At 68.2% G+C, this 23,356-nt stretch carries 15 protein-coding genes and 2 pseudogenes; 13 read left to right on the forward strand and 4 right to left on the reverse strand.

Features of this window, described 5'->3' with window-relative positions:
• The first annotated feature begins 5 nt into the window (after window positions 1–5).
• The 4 genes from JRI60_RS20350 to JRI60_RS20365 are packed head-to-tail and all read left to right on the forward strand — an operon-like array spanning window position 6 to window position 3,775.
• Window positions 6–395: a response regulator gene (locus JRI60_RS20350; RefSeq protein WP_204227514.1), complete on the forward strand. Its 390-nt coding sequence runs from the start codon at window positions 6–8 to the stop codon at window positions 393–395.
• A gap of 1 nt (window position 396) precedes the next feature.
• Window positions 397–1,287 (forward strand): polyprenyl synthetase family protein, encoded by an 891-nt coding sequence (locus tag JRI60_RS20355; protein ID WP_204227515.1) that lies wholly within the window; start codon window positions 397–399, stop codon window positions 1,285–1,287.
• Window positions 1,284–3,038, forward strand: coding sequence for a 1-deoxy-D-xylulose-5-phosphate synthase (locus tag JRI60_RS20360; protein ID WP_204227516.1), 1,755 nt, complete (start codon window positions 1,284–1,286; stop codon window positions 3,036–3,038). Before JRI60_RS20355 ends, JRI60_RS20360 begins: the two co-directional genes overlap by 4 nt.
• A complete protein-coding gene (locus tag JRI60_RS20365) occupies window positions 3,035–3,775 on the forward strand; it encodes a TlyA family RNA methyltransferase (protein WP_204227517.1) in 741 nt (246 codons plus the stop codon). Before JRI60_RS20360 ends, JRI60_RS20365 begins: the two co-directional genes overlap by 4 nt.
• 392 nt (window positions 3,776–4,167) lie before the next feature.
• On the opposite strand, the gene JRI60_RS20370 is transcribed toward JRI60_RS20365, so the two are convergent.
• Window positions 4,168–4,794, reverse strand: coding sequence for a PAN domain-containing protein (locus JRI60_RS20370; protein WP_204227518.1), 627 nt, complete (start codon window positions 4,792–4,794; stop codon window positions 4,168–4,170).
• Between the two features lie 183 nt (window positions 4,795–4,977).
• Between JRI60_RS20370 and JRI60_RS55125 the strand changes: the two are divergent.
• The 5 genes and pseudogenes from JRI60_RS55125 to JRI60_RS20390 form a co-directional block, all read left to right on the forward strand.
• A pseudogene (locus JRI60_RS55125) lies at window positions 4,978–5,115 on the forward strand (IS3 family transposase); the annotation flags it as partial.
• 105 nt (window positions 5,116–5,220) lie between these two features.
• Window positions 5,221–6,102: pseudogene (locus JRI60_RS20375) on the forward strand (transposase); the annotation flags it as partial.
• Window positions 6,103–6,569: 467 nt separating this feature from the next.
• Window positions 6,570–9,233, forward strand: a complete 2,664-nt coding sequence (locus tag JRI60_RS20380) for an Ig-like domain-containing protein (protein ID WP_204227519.1) — start codon at window positions 6,570–6,572, stop codon at window positions 9,231–9,233.
• Window positions 9,234–9,529: 296 nt separating this feature from the next.
• Window positions 9,530–11,086 (forward strand): serine/threonine protein kinase, encoded by a 1,557-nt coding sequence (locus tag JRI60_RS20385; protein WP_204227520.1) that lies wholly within the window; start codon window positions 9,530–9,532, stop codon window positions 11,084–11,086.
• On the forward strand, window positions 11,083–11,934 hold the full coding sequence (locus tag JRI60_RS20390; RefSeq protein WP_204227521.1) for a tetratricopeptide repeat protein: 852 nt from the start codon (window positions 11,083–11,085) through the stop codon (window positions 11,932–11,934). Before JRI60_RS20385 ends, JRI60_RS20390 begins: the two co-directional genes overlap by 4 nt.
• A gap of 726 nt (window positions 11,935–12,660) precedes the next feature.
• Here the strand turns inward: JRI60_RS20390 and JRI60_RS20395 are convergent.
• Window positions 12,661–13,470 carry a hypothetical protein gene (locus tag JRI60_RS20395; RefSeq protein WP_204227522.1) on the reverse strand — a complete coding sequence of 270 codons (810 nt, stop codon included), beginning with the start codon at window positions 13,468–13,470 and terminating at the stop codon, window positions 12,661–12,663.
• Window positions 13,471–13,779: 309 nt separating this feature from the next.
• Between JRI60_RS20395 and JRI60_RS20400 the strand changes: the two genes are divergently transcribed.
• The 3 genes from JRI60_RS20400 to JRI60_RS20410 all read left to right on the forward strand — a co-directional run bounded on the left by JRI60_RS20400 (window position 13,780) and on the right by JRI60_RS20410 (window position 17,434).
• On the forward strand, window positions 13,780–14,382 hold the full coding sequence (locus JRI60_RS20400; RefSeq protein WP_204227523.1) for a PadR family transcriptional regulator: 603 nt from the start codon (window positions 13,780–13,782) through the stop codon (window positions 14,380–14,382).
• Window positions 14,363–15,943: a nitrilase-related carbon-nitrogen hydrolase gene (locus JRI60_RS20405; RefSeq protein WP_204227524.1), complete on the forward strand. Its 1,581-nt coding sequence runs from the start codon at window positions 14,363–14,365 to the stop codon at window positions 15,941–15,943. The genes JRI60_RS20400 and JRI60_RS20405 overlap by 20 nt, the downstream gene beginning before the upstream one ends.
• 288 nt (window positions 15,944–16,231) lie before the next feature.
• Entirely contained in the window at window positions 16,232–17,434 is a 1,203-nt protein-coding gene (locus JRI60_RS20410; RefSeq protein WP_204227525.1) for a threonine/serine ThrE exporter family protein, read from the forward strand.
• 13 nt (window positions 17,435–17,447) lie between these two features.
• On the opposite strand, the gene JRI60_RS20415 is transcribed toward JRI60_RS20410, so the two are convergent.
• The gene (locus JRI60_RS20415; RefSeq protein WP_204227526.1) at window positions 17,448–21,644 is read right to left on the reverse strand and encodes a protein kinase domain-containing protein; all 4,197 of its coding nucleotides are present in this window, start codon (window positions 21,642–21,644) and stop codon (window positions 17,448–17,450) included.
• 153 nt (window positions 21,645–21,797) lie between these two features.
• Window positions 21,798–22,508, reverse strand: coding sequence for a peptidoglycan-binding domain-containing protein (locus JRI60_RS20420; protein WP_204227527.1), 711 nt, complete (start codon window positions 22,506–22,508; stop codon window positions 21,798–21,800).
• Window positions 22,509–22,768: 260 nt separating this feature from the next.
• Here JRI60_RS20420 and JRI60_RS20425 point away from each other — a divergent pair, with 260 nt between their 5' ends.
• Window positions 22,769–23,353, forward strand: coding sequence for a DUF1360 domain-containing protein (locus JRI60_RS20425; RefSeq protein WP_204227528.1), 585 nt, complete (start codon window positions 22,769–22,771; stop codon window positions 23,351–23,353).
• Window positions 23,354–23,356 lie beyond the last annotated feature (3 nt).

Below are 23,356 nucleotides of genomic sequence, written 5' to 3' on the forward strand. Positions count from 1 at the left end.
TACTCATGCCGAAGCCCAAGGTCACCATCGTCGACGATGACCGCGATACGCGGGAGCTGCTCTCGCTCGCCCTGGAGTCCGAGGGCTTCGAGGTCACCGCCGCGGCCAATGGGCTGCGGCTGATCGCCTCCCTGCAACTCAAGCGGCCGGACGTCATCCTCATGGACGTGAACATGTCCTGGATCGACGGCTTCGAGCTGTGCAAGGCGGTGAAGAAGAACGAGCAGTTCCGGGACATCCCCGTCATCTTCATCAGCGGGCGCGGGGAGCTGGAGGACAAGCGGCGCGGGCTGGAGGCCGGCGCCGCGGATTATTTCGTGAAGCCCCTGGATCTCAACGCGCTCATCAATCGGCTGCGTGCGCTCATCCCGTCGCCCGCCCCCGAGGTGCCCTGACATGTCGTCCTTTGACCTGGATTCGTACCTGCAGACCCAGCAGGAGCGGGTGGAGAACCTGCTGCGCGCCCGCTCCGACGAGATGGGCGTCCACGTGCCGCCGCGCCTGCTGGAGTCCATGCGCTACTCGCTGCTGGCCGGAGGCAAGCGGCTGCGGCCGGTGCTGTGCCTGGCCTTCGCGGAGGCCGTGCTGAAGAAGAGCACCGTGTCGCGCGTGGTCGAGGACGCCGCGTGCTCGCTTGAGTTCATCCACACCTACTCGCTGGTGCACGACGACCTGCCGTCCATGGACGACGACGATCTGCGCCGCGGGCGGCCCACCAACCACAAGGTCTACGGCGAGGCCATGGCCATCCTGGCGGGTGACTCGCTGCTCACGGACGCCTTCGCCCTGGTGGCCGGCGGCCCCGAGCCGGTGCGCGGGCTGCTGTGCCGCGAGCTGGCCGTGGGCGCGGGCTCGGCGGGCATGGTGGGCGGCCAGGTGCTGGACATCGCCGAGGACCGTCCGGCGCACATCGACTACATCACCCGCATGCACCGGCTGAAGACGGGGGCGCTCATCCGCGCCGCGTGCCGCATGGGCGTGCTCGCCGCGGGTGGGGACGCGGAGGAGCTGGATCGCGCGGACACCTACGGGGACGCGGTGGGGCTCGCCTTCCAGATCGCCGACGACATCCTGGACGTGACGGGGGATGCCTCGTCCCTGGGCAAGCCGGTGGGGGCGGATGCCGCCGCCGGACGCTTCACCTTCCCGGCGGTGCTGGGACTGGAGGAGTCCAAGCAGCTCGCGGCGCAGAAGGTGGCCCAGGCCATCGCCGCCGTGCAGACGCTGGAGCCGGGGGATGGCCCGCTGGCGGCGCTCGCGCGCTACTCGGTGGAGCGGCGCTCGTGACGGAGCGGCTCCTGCCGCGAATCCAATCTCCTGGGGACGTTCGGGCGCTCCCCGAATCCGCCCTGCCTCACCTGTGTGAGGAGTTGCGCGAGGACATCATCGCCCTGTGTGGCCGCGTGGGCGGTCACCTGGGGGCCTCGCTCGGCGCGGTGGAGCTGATCGTCGCCCTGCACCGTGTCTTTCATTCGTCCCAGGACGCGCTCGTCTTCGACGTGGGCCATCAGGCCTACGCGCACAAGCTGCTGACGGGCCGGCGCGAGCGCATCGGCACCTTGCGCCAGGCCGGAGGCATCGCGCCCTTCCTGGACCCGCGCGAGAGCCCTCATGACGCGGTGGCCGCGGGCCACGCGAGCACCGCCGTCTCCGCGGGGCTGGGCATTCTCGAGGGCCGGCGTCTGCGCGGCCTGCCCGGGCACGTGGTGGCGGTGGTGGGGGATGGGGCGCTCACGGGCGGGCTCACCTTCGAGGGGCTCAACAACACCGGGGGCACGCACCTGCCGCTGGTGGTGGTGCTCAACGACAACCAGATGTCTATCTCGGCCAACGTGGGGGCGATCCCCGCGCTGCTGCGCACCCGCGAGGCCCGCGCCTTCTTCGAGGGGCTGGGCTTCACGTACCTGGGGCCGGTGGACGGGCATGACCTCGGGGCGCTCATCCGGACGCTGCGCGAGGCCCGTGCCTCCACGCGTCCGGTGGTGGTGCACGCGCTGACGCAGAAGGGCAGGGGTTTTCCGCCGGCCGAGGCGGACGCGCAGACGCGCGGCCACGCCATGGGGCCGTACGAGTGGCGGGATGGCAAGCTGGTGCGCTCGCGCGGAGGCCAGCGCACCTTCAGCGAGGCCTTCGCGTCCGCGCTGGAAGAGGCGATGGCGAGGGACGCGCGTGTGGTGGCGGTGACGCCGGCCATGCTGGAGGGCTCGGCGCTGGTGGGCCTCAAGGAGCGTTACCCCGAGCGCGTCTTCGACGTGGGCATCGCCGAGCAGCACGCCGTCACCTTCTGCGCGGGCCTGGCCGCCTCGGGGCTACGACCGGTGTGCGCCATCTATTCCACCTTCCTGCAGCGCGCGTATGACCAGGTCATCCACGACGTGTGCCTGCCGGGCCTGCCCGTGCTGTTCGCGGTGGACCGTGCCGGGCTGGTGGGCGCGGATGGCGCCACGCACCAGGGCACTTATGACGTGGCCTCGCTGCGGCCCATTCCGGGGCTCACCCTGATGGCGCCGGTGACGGGCGAGGATGTGACGGCGATGCTCGCCACGGCGCTCGGTTTGCCCGGGCCCTCGCTGATGCGCTTCCCTCGGGGAACCCTGCCGTCGCTGCCGCCGGAGCTGCACCCGGGCACGGGTCCGGTCCAGGGGGCGCGCTGGTTGAAGCGGGCCGAGCGGGCGCGGGTGTGCTTCATCACGCTGGGGCCGCTGGGGCTGGCCGCGCTGGAGGCCGCCGCCGGGGAGCCGGGCTGGAGCGTGCTAGACGCGCGCTTCGTCACCCCGCTCGACGAGACGGCGGTGCTGGAGGCCGCCGCATGCGGGCGTGTGGTGGTGGTGGAGGAGGGGACGACGCACGGCGGGCTGGGCAGCGCGGTGCTGGAGGTGCTCGCCGCGCGAGGCGTGATGGCCCGGGTGAAGCTGCAGGGGATGCCGGACACCTTCGTGCCCCATGGGGACGCGCGCGTGCAGCGAGCCGAGCTGGGCCTGGATGCCGCGGGCCTGCGGCGCGCCGCGCAGGGGCTGCTCGGGGAGGGGACGCCGTGAAGCCGCGCAAGGAACGCCTCGACGTGCTGGTGGTGGAGCGGGGGCTGGCCGAGTCCCGGACCAAGGCCCAGGCGCTCATCCTCGCCGGGCAGGTGGTGGTGGCGGACCAGCGGGTGGACAAGCCCGGGGCGCTGGTGCCGGTGGAGGCCGAGCTGCGACTCAAGGGCGAGGTGCTGCCCTACGTGTCTCGTGGCGGGTTGAAGCTGAAGGCGGCGATCGAGCGCTTCGGCCTGGACGTGCGGGGCAAGGTGGCGGCGGACATCGGCGCCAGTACGGGAGGCTTCACCGACTGCCTGTTGCAGGAGGGGGCCACGCACGTGCACGCCATTGACGTGGGCTACGGGCAACTGCATGAGAAGCTGCGCACGGACCCGCGCGTCCGCTCGCGGGAGCGGGTCAACGCCCGCTACCTCACGGCGGAGGATCTGCCCGAGTCCGTGGACGTGGTGGTCATCGACGTGAGCTTCATCTCGCTGACGCAGGTGCTGCCGGCGGTGCTGCCCTTCCTGAAGCCGGGAGGACTGCTGGTGGCGCTGGTGAAGCCCCAGTTCGAGGTGGGGCCCGACAAGGTGGGGAAGGGCGGGGTGGTGAAGGATCAGGCGGCCCGGCAGGAGGCGATCGACACCGTGACGGCCTTCGTACGGGAGCGGGGCCTGACGGTGCGAGGGGTGATGGACTCGACGGTGCCCGGTCCCGCCGGAAACGTAGAGGCGCTGCTCGTCGCGGACAAATCGTGACGTGGTGAGCGAGCCCATCCCCGAGGTGATGCTGTACGCGGGCGATATCCTCTTGGTTGCCGGACGGGGAGCGCGCGTGGCGTCACTGGCCCAGTTGTTGTGCGAGCCGGAGCGTTAGAACTCAGGCTCGCACGGCACGACGAGGCGGCGGGTTCGATTCCCCGCCTCTTCCAATAGAGGTTGCCCGCCGCCTGCGTCGACCCCACCCCAAACGAGGAGGCTCGGATCGTCTTAGGGGTCCAAATCGGTTCTTGTCGGACCAAATTTGGACCAAGTCCGGAGGCATATGTGTATAGGAAAGATGGGGGCGCTTTTGAGGGGACTGGCTGGTGCAGGTGCAGAGGGGCCGATGAGGGCTGCTGACGGGGCTGTGCGCCAAGCCGGTGGACAGGCTACATCTCGGCGTTGATGACGCCAGAGTCAGTCCAAGGGTTGATGACAGGGGAGGGGACGGCATCCTTGAGATAGCACCAGCCCTTGTGGTTGCCTGGCTTGACGTATGTAAAGGCCTTGCATTTATTGTCAGCTGATTTGAGGCAGGCCTCCCGGCAGAGCTCCGGCCGTGCGTCCTCTAACTCAAAGCTGTCGTAGTCATGGCCGGGACGGTCGAGGTTGGTCTCCACCAACCCACTGATGAGCCCGGCGTTGCGAGGTGCCTGGGTCGTGCCAGAGACGGCGTTAGAGTCGAGTACGGGCTCGGGAACACCCTCTTTGAGGTAGCACACTGCATGAGAGCCGGAATTCAAGGGCCTGATGTACGTGAAAGATTTGCACTTCGGAGAGTTGTTGAAGCAGGCCTCCCGGCACAGCTCTGGTCGCGCCTCTGGCAATACGATGCTCGCGTAGGTGGGGCCTGGGCGGTCAATGCCCAGTTCGAGGGTCGTACTCTTGTTGTCCAGGTGGCTGGCATCGAGAACCGGCTCTTGCGCGGCGGCAAAGCGAGCCGGAGTGAGCAATGCGAGGAAGAGCAGGATGAGCGGATGGACGTGGGAGTCATAGAGGAAACGGAGCAACGCCATGGTGGGCCTCACAGGTCAACAGATAGCCTTCAGCAAGGGCGGTTTGGGGCTGTCCTTGTGTCACGAACGCTATCCACAATCCCTCAGGGGCTGTGAAAGACCTCACTCAGGAGAGGAGAAGTGCATCACACCTTTCCCAGTCGCCACAGCAGCAGCTTGGACAGATCGGCAGGAATGAGGCTCAGCCTGGGTAATTGGGTGAAGGAGGCTGACGGTGGGAAGGCCAAGACGGCAGGCGCGCTCTCAGCAGACGAGCGGGAGGAGTTGGTCCAACTGCGCAAGGAGGTGCGCCATCTGGAAATGGAGCGTGACTTCCTAAAAACTACGCCGGCAAATAAGACCCGTCTTCTGCGGTGTTGTCGGAGTAGAGACACCGGCGGTAGTGCCAAGGCCCGCACCACGAGCCACCCGCCGGCAAGCAAGCAGATGGGATTGGAGAACCAGCGGAGGAGGTGTGCCGCATGCGGTAGTCTGGCACGAGCGGACTACCGGGCGCGCCGCAGCGTCGTGACGCTGGATGCCGTGGTGGCGCTCAAGGTGCAGGTGCGAGTGTGCCACCGGGAGGGCTGTGTGCTGTACCTCAAGGCGGTACGTGCAGAGGAGGAGGGACGGTGAGTACTGCCAGAACACGAGCTCGGACTGGACGTCATCGCCTTCATTGGCGCGCTGCGCTATCAGGAGCACCGCAGCGTGCCGGAAATCCACGCCGCCTTGCGTGAGCGGGGCGTGCCCATTTCAGAGCGAAGCGTCACCAATCTGCTCGACCGTTATGACGAGTTGCTGGCCTTGCGCTTGGCCGACAGTCAGCGGCTGCGCGAGGTGACAGGCAAGCAGGGTCGGGTGGTGCTGGCCATTGACGGGTTGCAACCGGACGTAGGGCACGAAGTGCTCTGGGTAGTGCGCGACTGCCTGTCGGGCGAGGTGCTGGCGGCCAGAAGTTTGTTGTCCTCGAGCGAGGACGAGTTCGCCGCGCTCTTTAGGGGGTTACTGGCGGCGCTCGATGTGCCCGTGGCGGGCGCTGTCTCCGACGGCCAGCGCTCCATCCGCAATGCGGTCGCCTCGACCTTGCCCGGCGTGCCGCACCAGTTGTGCCGCTTCCATTACCTGCGGGAGGCGGCGCGCCCGCTGTATGAAGCGGACCGGCATGCGAAAAAGGAGTTGAAGAAGCTGGTGCGAGGCGTACGCCCCCTGGAGCAGGCCGTGGAGGGACGTGACGATGTCGAGGCCCGGGTGGTGCGTGGCTACTGTGCCGCCGTCCGGAGTGCCCTCACCGATAACCGCCGACCTCCTCTCAAGCCCTTTGGTCTGCCGGCCGAGATACTCAAGAACGAGCAGGGAGCGGCAGGGGCACACGTGCGCACACGCATGAGCGACCTGCTCTCCTACGACGTGAAGGGACTGCCCCGGACGAACAACGACTTGGAGCACCTCTTTGGCAGTTGAGCCTGCCCCCGGTTATGTGACTCTCCCGCAGTTTGTGTGGCTCTTGGGCGCATGCGGACTGCTGGTCACGTGAGGCTCGTTTGCTCGTTGCCGCTGAACCACAAGATGTGCGGGAGAGCCACGTAATCGGGGCAAGCCCAGTTCTACAGAGCTGTGATGGTCTTCACCTTCTACGGATGAAGCGGTTTACAGCGTCCGTTCTGTTCCTGAGGCACCTTGCCGGCCACGGGTCTGCACACGAGGGCCCTTAAGGTCCTGGCGGGGTGGACACCTTGCTGAGTCTTCTGCTCTCCTATGGAGGGACTTCCCAGTCCTCACTCCGGTTTATGCCCATGTGGAAACTACTCCTGACCGCGATTTCGTCCAGCACGGGCTGGCAGTTCCGCTGTCCACCAAGTGCTCTGGCGTCACTGCTCGTTGTTCTCGTGCTCGGCGTGTCCGGTGGTGTTGAAGCCGCGCCAAAGCAGCGTTATCAGAACGACCTGTGCGGCGACTTCACCATCATCGGCAATACGCTCGCCCAGGACTGCCGCTACACCACTCCCGTGCCGCTGATCGGCAAGATGCCGCCGGTGGGGACGTACGTCCCCGGAGAGCGCGCGTGCTACCAGCGTGACGGCTCGCCGGACTTCTTCTGGACCCTGGATGATTGGACACACGAGGGTACCGGAGCCACCACTCAACCCCATCTCCCACTCGATGGGAGTTCGCCAACTCCCGCAGATCCTTTGTACGCCCGCAGCCAAGCGGTGCTCTCCCTCCCTCCAGATGCCAGCGTGGTATACGCGCGCCTGTATTGGGCGGCCACCCGTTTCAACGCCTCGGCGGGCGATATGGTCGCGTCGCCGGACCTCACCGTCCAGCTGTTCCGACCGGGCGTCGCTGGCTTTGAGCTGTCTCTCATCGCCGATGACTACGCCGTCCAGTACGTGGTGGGCGCGGAGTACCAGTACCAGTCCTCTGTGGACATCACGGAACTGGTGAAGGGCTTCGGTTCGGGGGCCTACCAAGTCAGTGACGTGCTGGCATTTCCCCTGGACAGAATTTCCGGCGATCGCCTCTTCGACGCTTGGTGGATGGTGGTCTTCTATGTGCAGCCGGAGCAGTCCAAGCGCCACGTGGTGCTCTTCGACGGCATGGACGTAGTGGCGGGTCCTTCCGTCGAAGTCACTCTCGACGGCTTCACCGTGCCGCTCACGGCCTACGATGCGAAGCTGGGTGTGGTGGCTTTCGAGGGTAATGCTCCTGAACCTGACATCAACGACATGCTCGAGATCAACGGCGTGGCGGTAAGCAATGCGCTGAACCCGGCCAACAACTTCTTTAACAGCACGCGGAGTTACCTGGGCGCCTCGTTCACCTCGGAGCGGGATCGCCCCTGGTTGAACGGCGAACCGGGAAGCATGTCCGGCATGGACCTGGATGTGGTGGGCGTTCCCGTGCAACCCGGCGACACATCCGCCAGCGTTTCCATCAAGACTTCCAGCGATCTCTTCTGGCTGGGTGGCCTCGTTGCCTCGATCTCCACCGAGCGCGGCACGACCTGTGCCAGCAGCCATGGTCCGAATCTCAGCGACACCATCAAGAAGGTCACTAACTTAGATGCTCCGTCAGGCGAGATGGGCTGGGCACGTCCGGGCGACATTCTTGAGTACACCCTCACCGCGATGAACACGGGCTCGGATCACGCCATCCTGACAGTGCTGGAAGATGCATTGCCTCCGGGGATGGAGTACGTGCCCGGCTCCTTGCAAATAAGAATGGGAGGGCCGCTGACGGATGCCGCTGGCGATGATACGGGCGAGTACGACGCCGCCCGCCGCACCCTCCGGGTTCGTCTGGGTTTTGGTGCCGATAGCAGTCAGGGGGGCACGCTGCCTAGCGCTACCTCTGTCGACGTGGTCTTTCGAGTGAAGGTGAACCCCGATGCCCAGGGGAGCTTGAACAATCAGGCCACCATCACGGCCTTTGGCCAGTCGGACTCGCGGAAGTTCTATGCGGAATCCCGGCCCGACAGATTCTCCCCGGCTGGCCCCACATCCATCAGCATCATGGCCTCGCTCCCTCCAGTGCCTACCATCAATTCGCCTTTGCCGGGTGCCTATGTCAATACCCAACGGCCGTCCTACGGAGGCACAGCGCAGAAGGGCGACACGGTCTTCGTGAGCCAGAACGGCGACCAAGTGTGCAGCGTGAAAGCCGATGCCCTCTCTGGCTTCTGGTTCTGTGTCTCCACCCTGACGCTGGCGGAGGGAGGGCCCTACGTCGTCAGTGTCTATTCCAAGGACTCGAACAGCAATCCCAGCCCAACGGCGAGCAGGAACTTCTACGTCGATACCGTTGTACCCACTCCCTCCCTTTCCAGCCCCGTCCAGGATGGCCTCGTGAGTACCAGAACGCCTCTCTTCGCGGGTAACCTGGAGGCCTATGCCAGTCTGACCCTCACCGTTGATGGCAGGGCGTATGGCCCCATCGACGTGGGCCTCGACGAGACCTGGAGCTTCACTGTGCCCGACCCGCTGCCGGATGGGAGCCACACCCTGACCGCGACAGCCATTGATCGCGCCGGGAACACGGGTCTCACCTCCCTCTCCTGGAGCCAGGACACCAAGCCCCCAGACGTGCCGGTGGTACAGGAGCCGGCGCCAGGGGCCCGGCTCTTCACGCGTACACCAACCTTTTCCGGAAGCACCGAGCCAGGGAGCATCGTGCGGGTCTTTCTCGATGACACCGAGGCAGGTAGTGCACGGGCAGATGAGAATGGCTCCTGGCGCCTAGTATCCTCCACCCGATTCAAAACAGGGTCACATCGTGCCTGGGCCGTAGCCCATGACGCGGCCCGTAACACCAGTGGCCGGTCGCCCGAGGTCGCCTTCTCCACCTCGCTGGGCAGTCCCTATGGCCCGGGCTGTACGGCCTCTCCCTCCGCCACGGTATGCTGGCCCTGGGCCTTGCTGTTGCTCGGACTGCCGCTGCGTCGCCGGCTCTCCAGGTAGGGGGGACCCCCGCGCGCTGGCCAGCCCGGACGCCTCCTCTCGGTCCCTGGGTCTGCGAACACTGTGGGGATGTGCTACGACAGCAGTTGTGAGGACTCCGGCGGATGAGTGTGCGCACATCCCTTCCCTGCTCTACCTGTGGCACGCTCATTCCCGATGGGGCGGTGGCTTGTCCTCGTGATGGAACACCTGTGTCAGGCAAGGGTGAATCCCCTAGCACGCAGACCCTTTCGCCCCGCTCGCCTCAGCAGGAAGCCCCGCAGGCACAAGCCCCTGCGCCCACACAGGATGCGCTGTTGGGCCAGCGGCTCGGCGAGTACTTGGTGCGCCGATGCATCGGCAGTGGCGGCATGGGGGTCGTCTACGAGGGCGAGCACGTCGTCCTGGGCCGCAAGGTGGCGCTCAAGCTTTTGCGCGAGGAGCACGCGAAGAGCACTCACGTCCGTGATCTGCTGACCGAGGCCCGTGCCGCCAGTGCCATCCGGCACCACGGCATCATCGACATCTTCGGCTATGGTGATCAGCAGGGCATCGGCCAATACCTCGTCATGGAGCTGCTTGAGGGTCAGCCGCTCAACGAGATCATCGAGGCGCGGGCGCCCCTGCCTCCCGCCGAGGTCTTCAAATTGCTCGGCGAGGTGCTCGACGCGCTTTCGGCCGCGCACGCCGAAGGGGTCATCCACCGCGACCTCAAACCGAGCAACATCTTCGTCGTCCGGCAGTCGGATGGCTCGCAGCACGTCAAGGTGCTCGATTTCGGGCTGGCCAAGCGCAGCAGCATGCCAAACGGCACCACGCCGCAGACCCACTCGAACATCATCGTCGGCACTCCTCAGTACATTGCCCCGGAGCAGGCCCTGGGCGAGGAGGTAGGGCCCCGGACGGACTTGTATTCCCTGGGCGTCATCGCCTTCGAGATGCTCACGGGGGAGCGGCCCTTTTCGGGCCGCTCTCATATGGAACTGGTAGCCCATCATCTGAAGAACCCAGCGCCAGCACCTTCTTCGATCGTCGCGCTGCCCCGTCAGGTCGATGAGTTCATCCTTCGGCTGCTCGCCAAGCAGCCTCAGCAGCGGCCTGCCTCGGCCAGCATGGTGGCCGACGAGATGCGGACCCTAGCGCGGGGGCTCGGGGGGGATGGCAAAACTCCGCCAGCGCGCCGTGGAACCGGCTCGGAGTCTTCTTCCATCGCTGCGGTGGTGAATGCTCCGACGTCCACCGTGAATTCCCCCGCGGCCATGCTGGGCGTCGGCGCGGAGGTGCTCCAGCCGGCCCGGCCACGTTCCTCTCGGTGGCGTTGGGGCGCGGCTGCTGGTGGGCTGATGATTCTGGCCGGCGGCGTGGGCTTGGTGGTGGGGCGCGGGCCGTATGAGGACGCGGCCCTAGACCCACTCCCCCAGGTCCAGGTCCCCGTAGTGGCTGTCTCCCTGTCCCCCTCCAGCACGCGCGAGCCCGAGCCGGAAGTCTCGTCGGCTCCCATGCCCGTGCGGAAGCCTGCTTCCAAGGTGACGGCTCCGGTTTCCACCTCTTCGAAGAAGAAGGCTCCCAGGCGCGAGCAACCTGTCCTCACGGCTCCCATGGAGGTGCCGACATCACGGGAAGGCACGGCGAGTGGCACCCTCCATCTTATCATTCGAAGCGCCTGGGCCGAGGTCTGGGTGGATGGGCAGAAGCTCGGGAGCGCGCCTCCCCAGCACCGCTACACTCTGGCCGCGGGTGAGCATGTGCTCGAACTGCGCAATCCTGCCTTTAAGCCCTACCGGCGCGTTCTCGTCGTCCCTTCCCATGAGGTCCTGTCCCACGAGGCCCTCCTGGAGCCCACGGCACAGGTGCCGCTCTCCCCATCTCCATGAGCCTGAACTCCTTGCTAGTGCTGCTGGTGCTGCTTTCCTCCTTGCCAGTCCGGGCGGCGACGACGGGCCTCCAACTCTACGAAAGTGGTGAGTACGAGGCAGCGGCCCAGGTCTTCGCGCAGGTGCTGACCGCATCCGATAGCACTCCGGAGGATCGGGGGCGGTCGCGCGTCTACTTGGCTGCCTCGCTGCATGCGCTCGGGCGGATGGAGCAGGCGGGGGAACAGCTTGAGCTACTCGCGCGCGAGCACCCGGAGCTGCGGTTGGATGCGGCCCGCTTCCTCCCGGACTTGGTCGCGCTGGCGGAGACCATTCGCCAGCGAGTGGAGTCCGAGCGGAGGGACCTTGAGTTGCGGGCCGAGCGCGAGCGCGTGGCACGTGAGACTCCGCTCCAGCCTTCACTGCAACCGGTCCCCACCACTTCGCCCTCGCTGCCCGTGCTTGGGGCTCGCCTGCGGCCGGAGGCCTTCGGGTTCGCAGATACCCTTGGCTTCCTCGACTCAAGCCAGCGCTCCTGGCGGTGGGGGGCGGGGCTCGCCTATGGCCAGGGAAGTCTGGAGGGCAGCGCGCGCGTGTGGCTTGGCGGTGTGCCCGTCTTCCACGTCCAGGGCGGAGTCCTGTTGGGCCACGGCACCGCCCAGCCCTACCTGGGTCTGCGGGCCGTTCTCATCCCTGGCGGTGGACGTTACGGAGGGGGCGCGGTGGTGGGGGGCCGGGTCTCGCTGCCTGCGGGGTTCGTGGCGCTGATGGATGTGGGCGTCGAGTATCTCCCTGGCGCTGACGACTCCATCCGCCCCCTGGCTCTCACGGCGGTGGTGGGCCTGGGCTTCGACGTGCAACTCCAGTAGCCGAACTCACGAGCAGCAGCACCCACCAGCGGAGCGTCCCCGGAGGTGTTGCAGCCACGGTCGCTGACGAGGAGGTCGTCCGTACCGTCCAGCGGATTGCTGCGGCGATTCAACTCATCACCGATTCCGCCGTGATCCATGTCCCCGTCTCTTGGGTCGGTCTCACCGGAGTCGAAGAGGCCATCGTGGTTCGTGTTCTCGTCACCGTCATCGAGTTCATCTCCGTCAGTGTCGGCCTGCTTCGGATGGGTGGTGGGGGGTCCTCGTCAGGCACGAAGTTGAGCGAGTGGGAATGGGTGCATGCGGGAGCGGTGGCCTGCGTCACGCCAAACTCGGTCCCGTCCGCGAGCCCATCGTTGTCACTGTTCGCGTCTTGTTGGGGTTGGTCTCGCCCAGGTCAACGCGACCGTTGTGGTTTCTGTCCTCGGTGCCATCGGACACACCGCCACCGTCCGTGTCGGCATCCTTCTCTTTCGTGGTGGAGGAGGGGTCCGTGTCGGTGAGAAGACGGACGCGTCAGTGCTCAAGTCGTGGGGGAGAGGCAAAGCCCCGCTCGGTGTCGTCCTGGCGGCTGTCACCATCGGTATCGAGTTTCGTCAGGTCGGTCTCGCCGTCATCCACGGCGCCGTCGTGGTCGGTCTTCTCGGCGGCTCATAGGATAGGCAAGGGGCTGATTGAGTGGGGAGTGAGCCTGCCCTGGGCGCGCGGCACGCGGATCCCACACACTCACTGCCCGAGCGATTGGGGTGGCGGCCTGGCGCTGAAGATGGGCGCATAGCACTCCCCCTGATGTTCGAAGAGCTCGTCCGGGCACGGGGCCGTGAGTTTGTGAGGCCCCCAGCAGGCGCCGACGAGTTCGACCTCGACGCGGCGAGTGCAGGGAGGGCGCTTCTGTCCTTTGAAGGGCTCGCGAGGAAGAGGGCGGGCGAGCACGGATTGCCATTGGGGCGTGGTGTTCTCGAGCCAAGCACTGTAGCGAGGGTCAGGAGTCTCGGTCATCGCCAGGACGTCGTGGCGCATGAGCGGTGGCGGGGCGTTCGCCACAAGCCCCGGGCCGCTCGGAGGTTGGAACACAGGGGCCAGATGAACCAGGGCGAAGAGCAGGGCACCCGCTGCGGCGGCACCCGACAGTCCCAATCCCGGGTGCCACCAGATGCGGCGAGGTCCGGACACGGCGGAGAATGCGCGAGCCATGCGCCCCACGGCCTCGTGTACATCCTCCAGGGTGGACACCAGCGACTCCACCGATTGCCTGTCGGGAGCCACGGACCACGGGGTTTGCTCTACCTCCATAGCGTCGTAGCCAGGTGTGGCCGAGGAGATGATGCGGACCCGCAGATCGGTCAGCGGCCCTGTCCTCTCCTCCTTGCTGGCGGCGGGCTTGAGCACCAGGGCTGGCGCCCCGCTCGTCTCGTGCGTGGCCCGGTAGAGTTCCCCCTGGCTGTACTCGTCCTGCGGCACCTGCTCCTGGAGTTGGTACGGCCCCAGCTGCTCCGCGTCCTCCCAGCGTGACCCGGACTTCTCCTGCTCGTCCATGCGTGCTCCTCACGGGCCTCTCCTCCTGCCCGAGACCCTGATCCGCTACTTGCACAGACCCGAGCCCATGCACCAGGAGGTATGCAGTTTCCCGAGGGGCTCCCTACTGCACAGGAGACGCTTCCGGCGCTCTCGGTAGCGGAGAAGTCACCGTCTCGGTGCCGCCGGGGAGCCGGGCTGGAGCGTGCCGGACGCGCGCTTAGGCCGCCGCGTGCGGGCGCGTTGAAACCGGGAGGCCTGCTGGTTGCGCTGGACCAGGGGGTAGCGGCCGATATATCACTCTGATATATTGGCGTGGAGGAGGCAGTCGTGGCGAGAGAGAGCACCTGTCAGTTCGCCATCCTGGGGATGCTGTGCCGGGAGCCGATGAGCGGATACGACCTGCGTGGCGCCATCGAGCGGTCGGTGGGGCACTTCTGGCAGGAGAGCTACGGCAACCTGTACCCGACGCTGGAGCGGATGGGGGAGGAGGGCCTGGTCGAGCTCGACCGGGAGGAGCACTCGCGGGGCGGACGGGTGCGGAAGGTGTACCGGGTGACGGCGAGCGGGCGGAAGGCGCTCGCGGAGTGGTTGAGGCGGCCGGTGCTACCCCACGTCGAGCGCAACGAGCTGTTGCTCAAGCTCTTCTTCGGAGCCCAGGTGGGGCCGGAGGACTCGCTGGCCCATGTGGAGCGCAGCCGCGCCGAGGCGGAGGGGTTGCTGGCGGCGCTGCGTCTCATCGACGAGGAGGTCCGCCACTCCCGGGAGGGCCACCCGGAGCTGCCCTACTTGCACCTGTCCATCCGCGCGGGGCTGCTCGGACTGGAGGCGCACCTGCGCTGGTGTGACGAGGCTCGAGACGCGTTCCAGCGGCTCGCCCGGACGAAGGTTTCGACGAAGAAGAGGGAAAACGATGAGCGGTCATCCGGATGAAGGAGCGCGGCGCCTGCCGGCGTTCGTGCCGTGGCTCGCCCTGTTGGGGGGAACCGGGCTGTTGATGTTGCTGAACACGGAGTGGGCCCTGCTGCCCGGCTGGCTGATGGGGGCGCTGTTTCTCCTCTTCTCCCGGCAGCGTCGTCCCTGGGTGGGCTTCGTGGGCCTGCTGGTGGCGAACACCGTGGCCGCCGGCGTGGCGAACCTGCAGGTGTTCCCGGGCTCCGCCGCGAGCGCCTTCGGGATGGCCTTCGGTGGAGCCGTGGTCGTCGCGCTGGTGTACCTGGCGGACCGGCTCATCGTGGGGCCGCGGGCCTCCTTCGCGGGGACGCTCTTCCTGCCGGCGGCGATGACGGGGTTGGAGCTCTTCAGCAGCATGGGCAACCCGTTCGGCACCTGGGGTGTGCTGGCCTACACCCAGGCCCGGGCGCCGGTGTTGGTGCAGCTCGTGTCGGTGACGGGGTTGTGGGGCCTGACGTTCGTCATGGCGTGGTTCGCCTCCGTGGCCAACTGGGCCTTCGAGCACCGGGACGAGCGGCGCCGAGTCCTGCCCGGGGTGACGGTGTACGCGGGGGTGTTGGTGGCCATCCTCGCCTTCGGCGCGCTGCGGCTCGCGGGGGCGGGGAGCGTGGGCGAGCGCGTCCGGGTGGCGGGCATCACCGTGGCGGGGGAGGTGGCCAAGGGCCGCGAGGCGGGGCTGTCCCGGCTCATCAAGGGCGAGGCCTTCGGCGACGAGGACTGGCGCGCATTCGCCGAGGCCTCGCGCGCGGCGAACGAGGAGCTGCTGCGCCTGTCGGAGCGGGAGGCCGCGAGTGGGGCGAAGCTCATCCTCTGGTCCGAGGGGAACGCGGTGGTGCTGGCCGGGGAGCTGGAGGCCCTCATCGCGCGGGGGAGCGCACTGGCGCGCGAGCGGGGTGTGTGGCTCGGCATGTCGGTGGGGAGCTTCACGCCCTCGGAGGAGCGGATGCTGCGCAACGAGATCATCCTGGTGGGGCCGGACGGGGCGGTGGCGTGGCGCTACGTGAAGTCCCGGCCGGTGCCGGGTTGGGAGGCGGAGCACTCCATCCCGGGCAGCACGGAGCTGCCGGTGAGCCAGGCCCCGGGAGTGGGGATGCTGGGGGGAGCCATCTGCTTCGACGGGGACTTCCCCGCGGTGTTCGCCAGCGCCTCGGCGCGAGGACTCGAGCTGCTCCTGCTGCCGTCGAGCGACTGGAAGGGCATCAGCCCGCTGCACACGCGGCAGGCGGTGTTCCGCGCGGTGGAGCGGGGCTTCAGCATGGTGCGGCAGGTCAACCAGGGGCTCTCGGTGGCGGTGGACGGCTACGGGCGCGTGTACGGCGAGCTGGACCACTTCACGGCGGAGGAGCGGGTGCTGCGCGCGGAGCTGCCGGTGGGGCGGGTGCCCACGCTCTATGCGCACCTCGGGGACTCGGTGGGGCTGCTCTCCGGGCTGGCCGCGCTGGGGTGGGTGCTCGTGGCCGCCGTCCGCGGGCTCGTCGTGAGGTGGCGAGGCCCCGTCAGGGGAGTCGAGGCGAGCCGGGCCCAGCGGCCAGCGGGGTAGAGGAGGAAGGGGGGCCCTGTCGAGGGGGCGGCTCGGAGCGCCGCACGGGACGGGCATGCGATTGGAGGCCTGACTTCCCAGCGCCAGTTGCCATACCCGGGGCGCGACAACAGCGTTCGAGGTGCGGCTCCCCCTTTTCTGGAACCTGCGCCCATGCGCCCCCTGCTCCGCCTTCCGCCCCGTTTTCGTCGACCTCGAGGCCGGAGCCTGGAGCCTCCACGCCAGGCAGCCCAGGAGGCAGCGCCCCGTGCGGAGCCATCACACCTCGACAGACAGGAGCTCGGGGAAGTGCTCGGCGTCGCGCTCCGGGCCGGACAGGTCATGGTGGAGAGCGGCGCCAACGCCGCCCGGGTGGAGGAGGCCATCATCCGTTTCGGCAACGCGCTCGGCGCCGAGCGGATGGACGTATTCGCCACCCCCAGTGGCATCGTCGTCTCCGCCATCTGCGGAGAGCAGCACCGCACCCGGGTCGTGCGCGTGGTGAAGACCGGGATCGATCTCAATCGCGTGGCCGCCATCAGCAGGCTCGCGGAGCGCGCCAGCTCCGGTGATCTCTCCCGGGCGCGGATCCGGGCGGAGCTGGAGCGCATCGCCACCCAGCCCCGCCTCTACGGGCACCTCACCACCACCGTCTCGGTGGGCGCCGCCTGCGCGGCCTTCGCGCTCCTCTTCGGAGGCTACCCCCTCGAGGCCCTGCTGGCGGGGGGGGCCGCCGTCGTGGGGCAGGCCGTGCGCGAGCTCCTGGTCCGCTGGCACTTCGGCCGGCTGACGATGACCTTCCTGGTGACGGTGCTGGCCGCCAGCTTGGCGCTGCTGGGCTCGCGCCTGCTGAGCGTCCCCGCGCCAGGCCTCGCCATGGCCTCCGCGGTGCTGCTCCTGGTGCCCGGCGTCCTCATGGTCAGCTCCATCGTCGACCTGTTCCGCGGGAACATCCTCTCCGGCATCGTACGGGCCACCTCCGCCGTGCTCATCATCGGCACCATCGCGGGCGGACTGTTCGTGGTGCTGCTCCTCTCCGCGCCCCACCTGGCGCTCACCACCCGGACGCCGCCCCCCCTGTGGGCCGCCACGCTGCTGGGATTCGTCGCCGCCCTCGGTTTCGCCGTGCTCTTCGACGTACCCCGCCGCACGCTGTGGGGGAGCGGTCTCACCGGGGCCATGGGCCTCGCCATGCGCAACGGCCTGCTACTGCTCTTCCCCGGCGTGCCGCACGAGGCCGCCATGCTCTTCGCCGGGTTCGTCATCGCCCTGGTGTCCAGGGTCATCGCGCACGTCATGCGCACGCCCACCGGCATCTTCACCATCCCCGGCTTCATCCCGCTCGTCCCCGGCGTGCTGGCCTTCCGCGCCGTGTTGGGGTTCGCCGAGCAGGACTACTCCGCTGGCACCAGCAACCTGGTGCAGGTCACCTTGCGGCTGGCCGCACTCGCCGCCGGGCTTGGCACCGCCCAGGCGCTCACCCGGCACGGGTGGTGGCCCTTCGCCCGGTAGCTCGCGGCTCCGCCTATACGCCGGCCGGCTCTTCCATCTCCGTCCCTGCGGTGAGCCGCTCCAGCAGGGCCCTCGCGGCCTGGAAGTCGTGGGCGTCCTGGCGCAGGTCGAACCGCTCGCCGAGCCGCTCCAGCAGCCGCCGGGCCTTCTCCGGCGCTCCATTCTCCAGCAGCAGGCGCGCCAGGCCCACCGACGTGCGCACCTCGAACGTGCCCGCCTCCTGCTGGCGCGCCACCGCCAGGGCCCGGAAGAAGCAATACCGCGCCTCGTGCGCCTTCCCGCGCGCTCTCAGGAGCTCTCCCCGGAGGCGATGCAGCTCGGCTTCGTAGACGCGCTCGCCCGTCTTCTTCACTCCGGCCAGTCCCGCTTGCACCGTCTGGAGCCCCAGCCCGGTCTGGCCCAGCTTCAGGTGGATCTCCGTGAGCAGGCTCGAGGTGTAGCTACTTCCCAGACGGATGCCGAAGGCCCGCCAGCGCTCGAGCTCCCGTTGGAAGAGCTCCAGTCCCTCCCGGGGCTGTCCCAGCTCGGACAGTGCCCAGCCCCGGAGGCTGGACGACCACACCCTCCACAGCTCGTAGCTGCGCTCGCTGGCGAGCGAGATGGCGCGCTCGGCCCACTTCAGGGCGCTCGCGGTCTCCCCGCGTATGCCGTAGGCCACGGCCGTGTACGTCAGGGTATAGGCGAGCGTGTGGGGGTGGCCGAGCTTCTCCGCCTGTTCCAGGGCCAGCTCGCTGTAGCGCCGGGCCTGCTCCGGCCTTCCCATCAGCGAGAGGGCCACGGGCGCGTAGACCAGGGCGGCGACGCGCGGGTCGACCCATTGCAACTCGGCCTGGAAGTAGGACGGCTCGTGGCCGGCCTGGGTGCGGTAGCTCACCGCGCGCTCCGCGTACTCCATTGCAGCGCGAGCCCTGCCCCTCATGAGGAGGTCGTAGGCCATGAAACGGTAGCCCTGCGTGAGCAACTCGGGGCTGGAGTGGCGCTCGCCCAGACGCACCAGCCTCTCTCCCAGCGCATGACACCGAGAGATCTCCGCCCGTGCGTAGTGCCAGGAGAACATTCCCCCATAGGACAGTTGTTGTGGCGGGAGCGCATCGCCCAGCTGCTCGAACAGCTCCCAGATCCGCGTGTAGGTCCGCTCCGCCTCGGGCGAGCCGAAGCCCTGTTGCTGATAGAGGGGTGGACCCAGGGCCAGGAGGATGCGCAACTCCTCGGTGGCTCGTTGGCTGGCATCCGGCAGACCGCGCAGCAGGGTCAACGCCTGGGTGAGGTGTGCCACCGCCTCCTGTCCGGCGGAGCGCGTCTGGGCGAGCTGCCCGGCACGCAGCCACCACGAGATGGCCTCCTCGTGATTCCCCGCCGCCGTGAGGTGGTGGGCGATGAGCTCGGGGCACGACTCCACCTCGTGGCCGAAGCGCTCCAGCAGGACGCGGGCGAGGCGCCGGTGGTAGTGCCGCCGCTCGCGCCAGGACAGGGACGCGTAGGCCGCCTCCTGGAGGAGCGCATGACGGAACCGGAACATGGGCTCTCGGGCTCGCGTCGGCTCCCGATGTTCCTGGAACAACCCCCCTCGAATCAGCCCGGCGAGCTCCCGCTTCAGCAGGGACTCGTCGGCCCTCGTGAGCACCAGGAGGAGGGAGAGGGAGAAGTCGCGCCCCACCACCGAGCACATCCGGACCAGGGCCCGCTGGCGCGTGGGAATCAGATCCAGCCGCGCCAGGAGCAGCTCGTGGAGGGTGGCCGGGAGGGTGCCCGGCAGCTCCGGCCGGCCGCCCCGCTCCAGCACCATGCGCATCATCTCCTCGATGAAGAGCGGAATGCCATCCGATCTCCTCGCCAGCTCGTGGACCAGCTCCGTTGGCAGTGCCTTGCCGCCGGCCGCCGCCTTCACCATGTCCGTGGCGAGCTCGGGGCCGAGCCGGTCGAGCACCATCCGGTGGAGCCAGGGCCGTGGTGGCCAGGGCGGCTGGAACTCGGGCCGGGCCGTGAGGACGATGAGGATCCGCTCCCTCTCGATGTGCTCGAGCAGGTAGTCGAACAGCTCCAGCAGGAAGGAATCGGCCCAGTGCATGTCCTCCACGGTGACGAGCACCGGGCGGTCCTTCGACATCCGCCGCAGCAGGGTCTCCAGCGCCTCGAAGGTCAGCTCCCTGCGCCGCTCGGGCGTGAGCTGGCGCACCAGGGCATCCTCGGCCACGGGCAGATGGAGGAAGAGGCCGATGAGCTGCACGTGCTCCTGGCTCATGCCGAGCTCTCCCCCCAGCCGTGTCTCCAGCTCCGTCAGCTGGGTGCGAGGGCTGCTCTCCGGGGAGACGTGGAGGAGGTGGTGTTTGAACACCTCGAAGCCCGGCAGGAGCGCGCCGGAGCTGAAGCGCGGCCAGCACTGGGCTGGCAGCAGGTAGGAGGTCTTCGGCGGTATCCGCTCCAACAATTCCTGGAGGACACGGGACTTGCCGATGCCGGCCTCGCCGATGAGCAACACGCAGCCGCCCTGGCCGGCGCGGGCGCGCTCCCACCCATCCGACAGCCGCCGCAGCTCGTCCTCCCGGCCCACCAGCGGCGTGAGTCCCCGGGCGGTGCGGGCCCGGTTGAAGCGGGACAGGGCCTCGCGCTCGCGCACCACGCGCCAGGTCTCCAGGCTCATCGTCCCGGCCAGCCCCTCGAAGGAGTGGGAGCCGCGCGGCTCCGTCGCGAAGCTTCCCCCCACCAGCCGCCAGGTGGTGCCGCCGACGAGCACCTCGCCGGGCGCGGCCTGCCTCGCGAGCCACTCCGCCACCTGCGGGGCCTCGCCCTGGATGGCCACGGCTCGCTCCCGGGGGTCCGGTGCGTGCTCGCCCAGCACCATCAGGTCCGTGTGGACACCCACCTTGGCGGCCAGCGAGCCCAGGGCGAGGTGGGGCAGGATCCGCTGGAGGGCTCGGGGGAGGGAGCTGGCCAGGAGCAGCGCCGCGCGGACCGCGCACTCCGCGTCGTCCTCGCGCATCTGGGGGCTGCCGAAGGAGGCGAGCACCTGGCGTCCCAGGTACAGGGTGATGGAGCCGCCGTGCTTGCGGATGATGTCCACGCATTTGCGGTGGAAGGCCGCCTCCAGCTCGCCGAGTGCATCGACATCGAGCGGTTCGGCGGTTCCATTCGTGCCCGTGAGCAGGCAGCACACCAGCGTCACCTGCCGGCGCCGGGGCACCCGGGCCCGAGGCTCCCCCTGCAGGAAGCCGAGCCGCGTTCGCAGATCCTTCAGCTCCTCCGCCATCTCCCGTGCCGACTGGAAGCGCTTCTCCGGCTCCTTGGCCAAGGCCATGGCCACGAAGGACTCCAGCTCCCTCGGCAGCTCCGGCTGGTGCGTGCGCAGCAGGGGAGCGGGCTCGCCCGACACCACCTGATGCCGCAGCTCCTCGAGGGTGGCGTACGGCCAGGGCAGCTCACCGGTCAGCATCTCGTAGAGCACCACGCCCGTGGTCCAGAGGTCGGTGCGCGCGTCCTGCGACGTGCCCTCCCATTGTTCGGGAGCCATGTAGGCGGGCGTGCCCGCGGAGGGCAGATGCAGGGCCTGCGAGGGACCACCCGCCGCGGTGAGGTGCGCCAGTCCGAAGTCGAGCAGCTTCACCGGGCCCTGCCGGGTGAGGAAGACGTTGCTCGGCTTGAGGTCGCGGTGGATGACGTGGTGGGCGTGGGCGTGTGCCAGGCCCGAGAGGATGCCCTCCAACACCTCCAGCGCGCGCTTCGGCTCAACCCGGCCCCGCCTCATCAGCGCGGCCAGCGATTCGCCCTCCAGGCATTCCATGACGAGGAAGGGAATGCGTGTCGTCCTGTGCAGGGGGATCCATTCGCCGACGTCGAAGATGCGGACGATGTGCTCGTGGTCCAGCCGGGCGATGGCCCTGGCCTCCAGCAGCGCCAGATCCGCCAGCTGCTCGCGCGGCAGCAGGAACTTGAGCGCTACCACGCGCTGCAACTCCTGATCCCTGGCTCGGAAGACCTGCCCCATGCCCCCGATGCCAATCTTCTCGAGGACTTCGAACCGGCGGCCCTCCTTGCCTCCCAGCCACTCTCCGGGCCTGGGCAACCGCAGCGGCATGGGCGCCTGGGCCACCTCCCTCAGGAAGGAATCGAAGGAGGCATCGATGGAGTCCTCGGCCGCCTCTTCCTCGGATTCCACGGCCCTGTTCCGGGGCACGACGGGGTCATCACCCGTCTGACTGGCCTCCCTGCTCATGGCACACTCCCAGCCCCTTCGGGGCTTGCCATGAGGGAAGCTGACAATGGAAGTACGGCGCCGCAAATGGAGCCAAGCGGGCCGGCCGCCGTGCTCCTCCCCTCTGTGTCAGGGCGCGCGCGTTGCGCGGCACGCGCCCATGGGTTCGGGTGCTCACTTCGGGGCGAAGATGCCAATCACGTAGGTGTTGCCCGCGGGGAAGTTCTGCGAGCCGCCGTAGCCCATTTCGCCGCCGTTGTAGAACTTGCCGTTGCCATCGGCGACGGCGATGTCCCCGGCGGTTGGGTGGCTGGTGCCTGGAGTGCCGGCGCGCACCACCACGATGGCCCCCGCGGGAGCCTTGTAGGGGTTGGTGAGGTTCATCTTCTGGATTTCAAGCGTCTGCAGGTTCGCGTTGAGCCACTCCCCGTACCTGTAGGCATAGGGTAGGCGCGGCGAGTTGCCGTTGCCGATCCGCGCGTAGGTGATGCCGTTCAGCCAGTCGTTCACGTGCTTCAGGCAATACCCGTCGGGCCGCTTCCCGGCACTGTTGCTCCGGGCGACCTCCAGCAGCCTGCGCATCTGCTCGCGCCCCTGGGTCGAGATGCTGGTGGAGACCGGCGGGAGCGCCGCCAGAGCCCTGTCGAGGGCCGCGCGGGTGTACTGGCCCACGATCCCGTCCGCATCCAGACCGTTGGCGCTCTGGAACTTCCTCACCGCCGCATCGGTCTGCGAGCCGAAGATGCCCGGGCCCGTGTCCATCTGGGTCTGGGTCATGTAACCCAGCCGCACCAGATCCTTCTGCAGTGCCTTCACCGCGTCTCCCGTGGCTCCCTTCATCAGCACCGTGGTCGAAACGAGAGGGATTGCTTCATTGCCTTTCATGGTGTCTCCCCGCTTTCGGTTGATGGTCCACCAGGACCAAATGGATTGATAGGTCGGGCTTGGTGTGTGATTGAAACTTATGGGGACGGCGGCCGCCGGGCGGTCGTCCACGCCCTCGTGGTTCCGGCCTACGAGCCGGTGCGTCAGGTCAACCCGCGTTCCATTCCCGCCTCGCCGTTGAACGCCTGGAGGGCATTCGAGTATCCGAGCGGGGCGGTACGCGGTGTCGGGTACACAGCGGCGTGTCCATCTTGCCGGGCATGGCCATTCCATTGAGGGAGCGCTGGCCCTTCCGGGGCTACCGCGACGAGGATCAGCGGCCGTTGGGCTCGTACGCGCTGCTGATGACGGCCTGGAATCTCGGCCTGGTGGGACTGCTCACCCTGGGGCGCCGCCGGCTGAAGCATCGGATGGACCTGGGCGACACCGTGCTGCTGGGCGTGGCCACACACAAGCTGACGCGCCTGCTGGCTCGTGACCAGGTGACGAGTCCCTTGCGTGCGCCCTTTACCCGTTTCGAGTCGAAGGGGAGTGCTGGCGAAGTCAACGAGACGTCACGCGGCGAGGGCCTGAGGCGCGCGGTGGGGGACCTCGTCAGCTGTATCTTCTGCCTGGGACCCTGGGTGGGCCTGGGCCTCACCGGACTGTACGTGGCGAAGCCGGAAGCGGCCCGGGTGGTGGGGTCTGTCTTCGCCCTCACGGCCACGTCGGACTTCCTCCACCGGGGCTATGAGTGGCTCGGCGCGGAGCTGCACCGGGCCGAGGCCCGGGAGAAGCAGGCTGGAGTCGAAGCCCACCTCGCCGCGCGGCGGCAGGAGACGGAGCGGCCCACCCCCGCGCACTGAGTG

The sequence above is a fragment of the Archangium violaceum genome (assembly GCF_016887565.1).
GTDB classification, from domain to species: domain Bacteria; phylum Myxococcota; class Myxococcia; order Myxococcales; family Myxococcaceae; genus Archangium; species Archangium violaceum_B.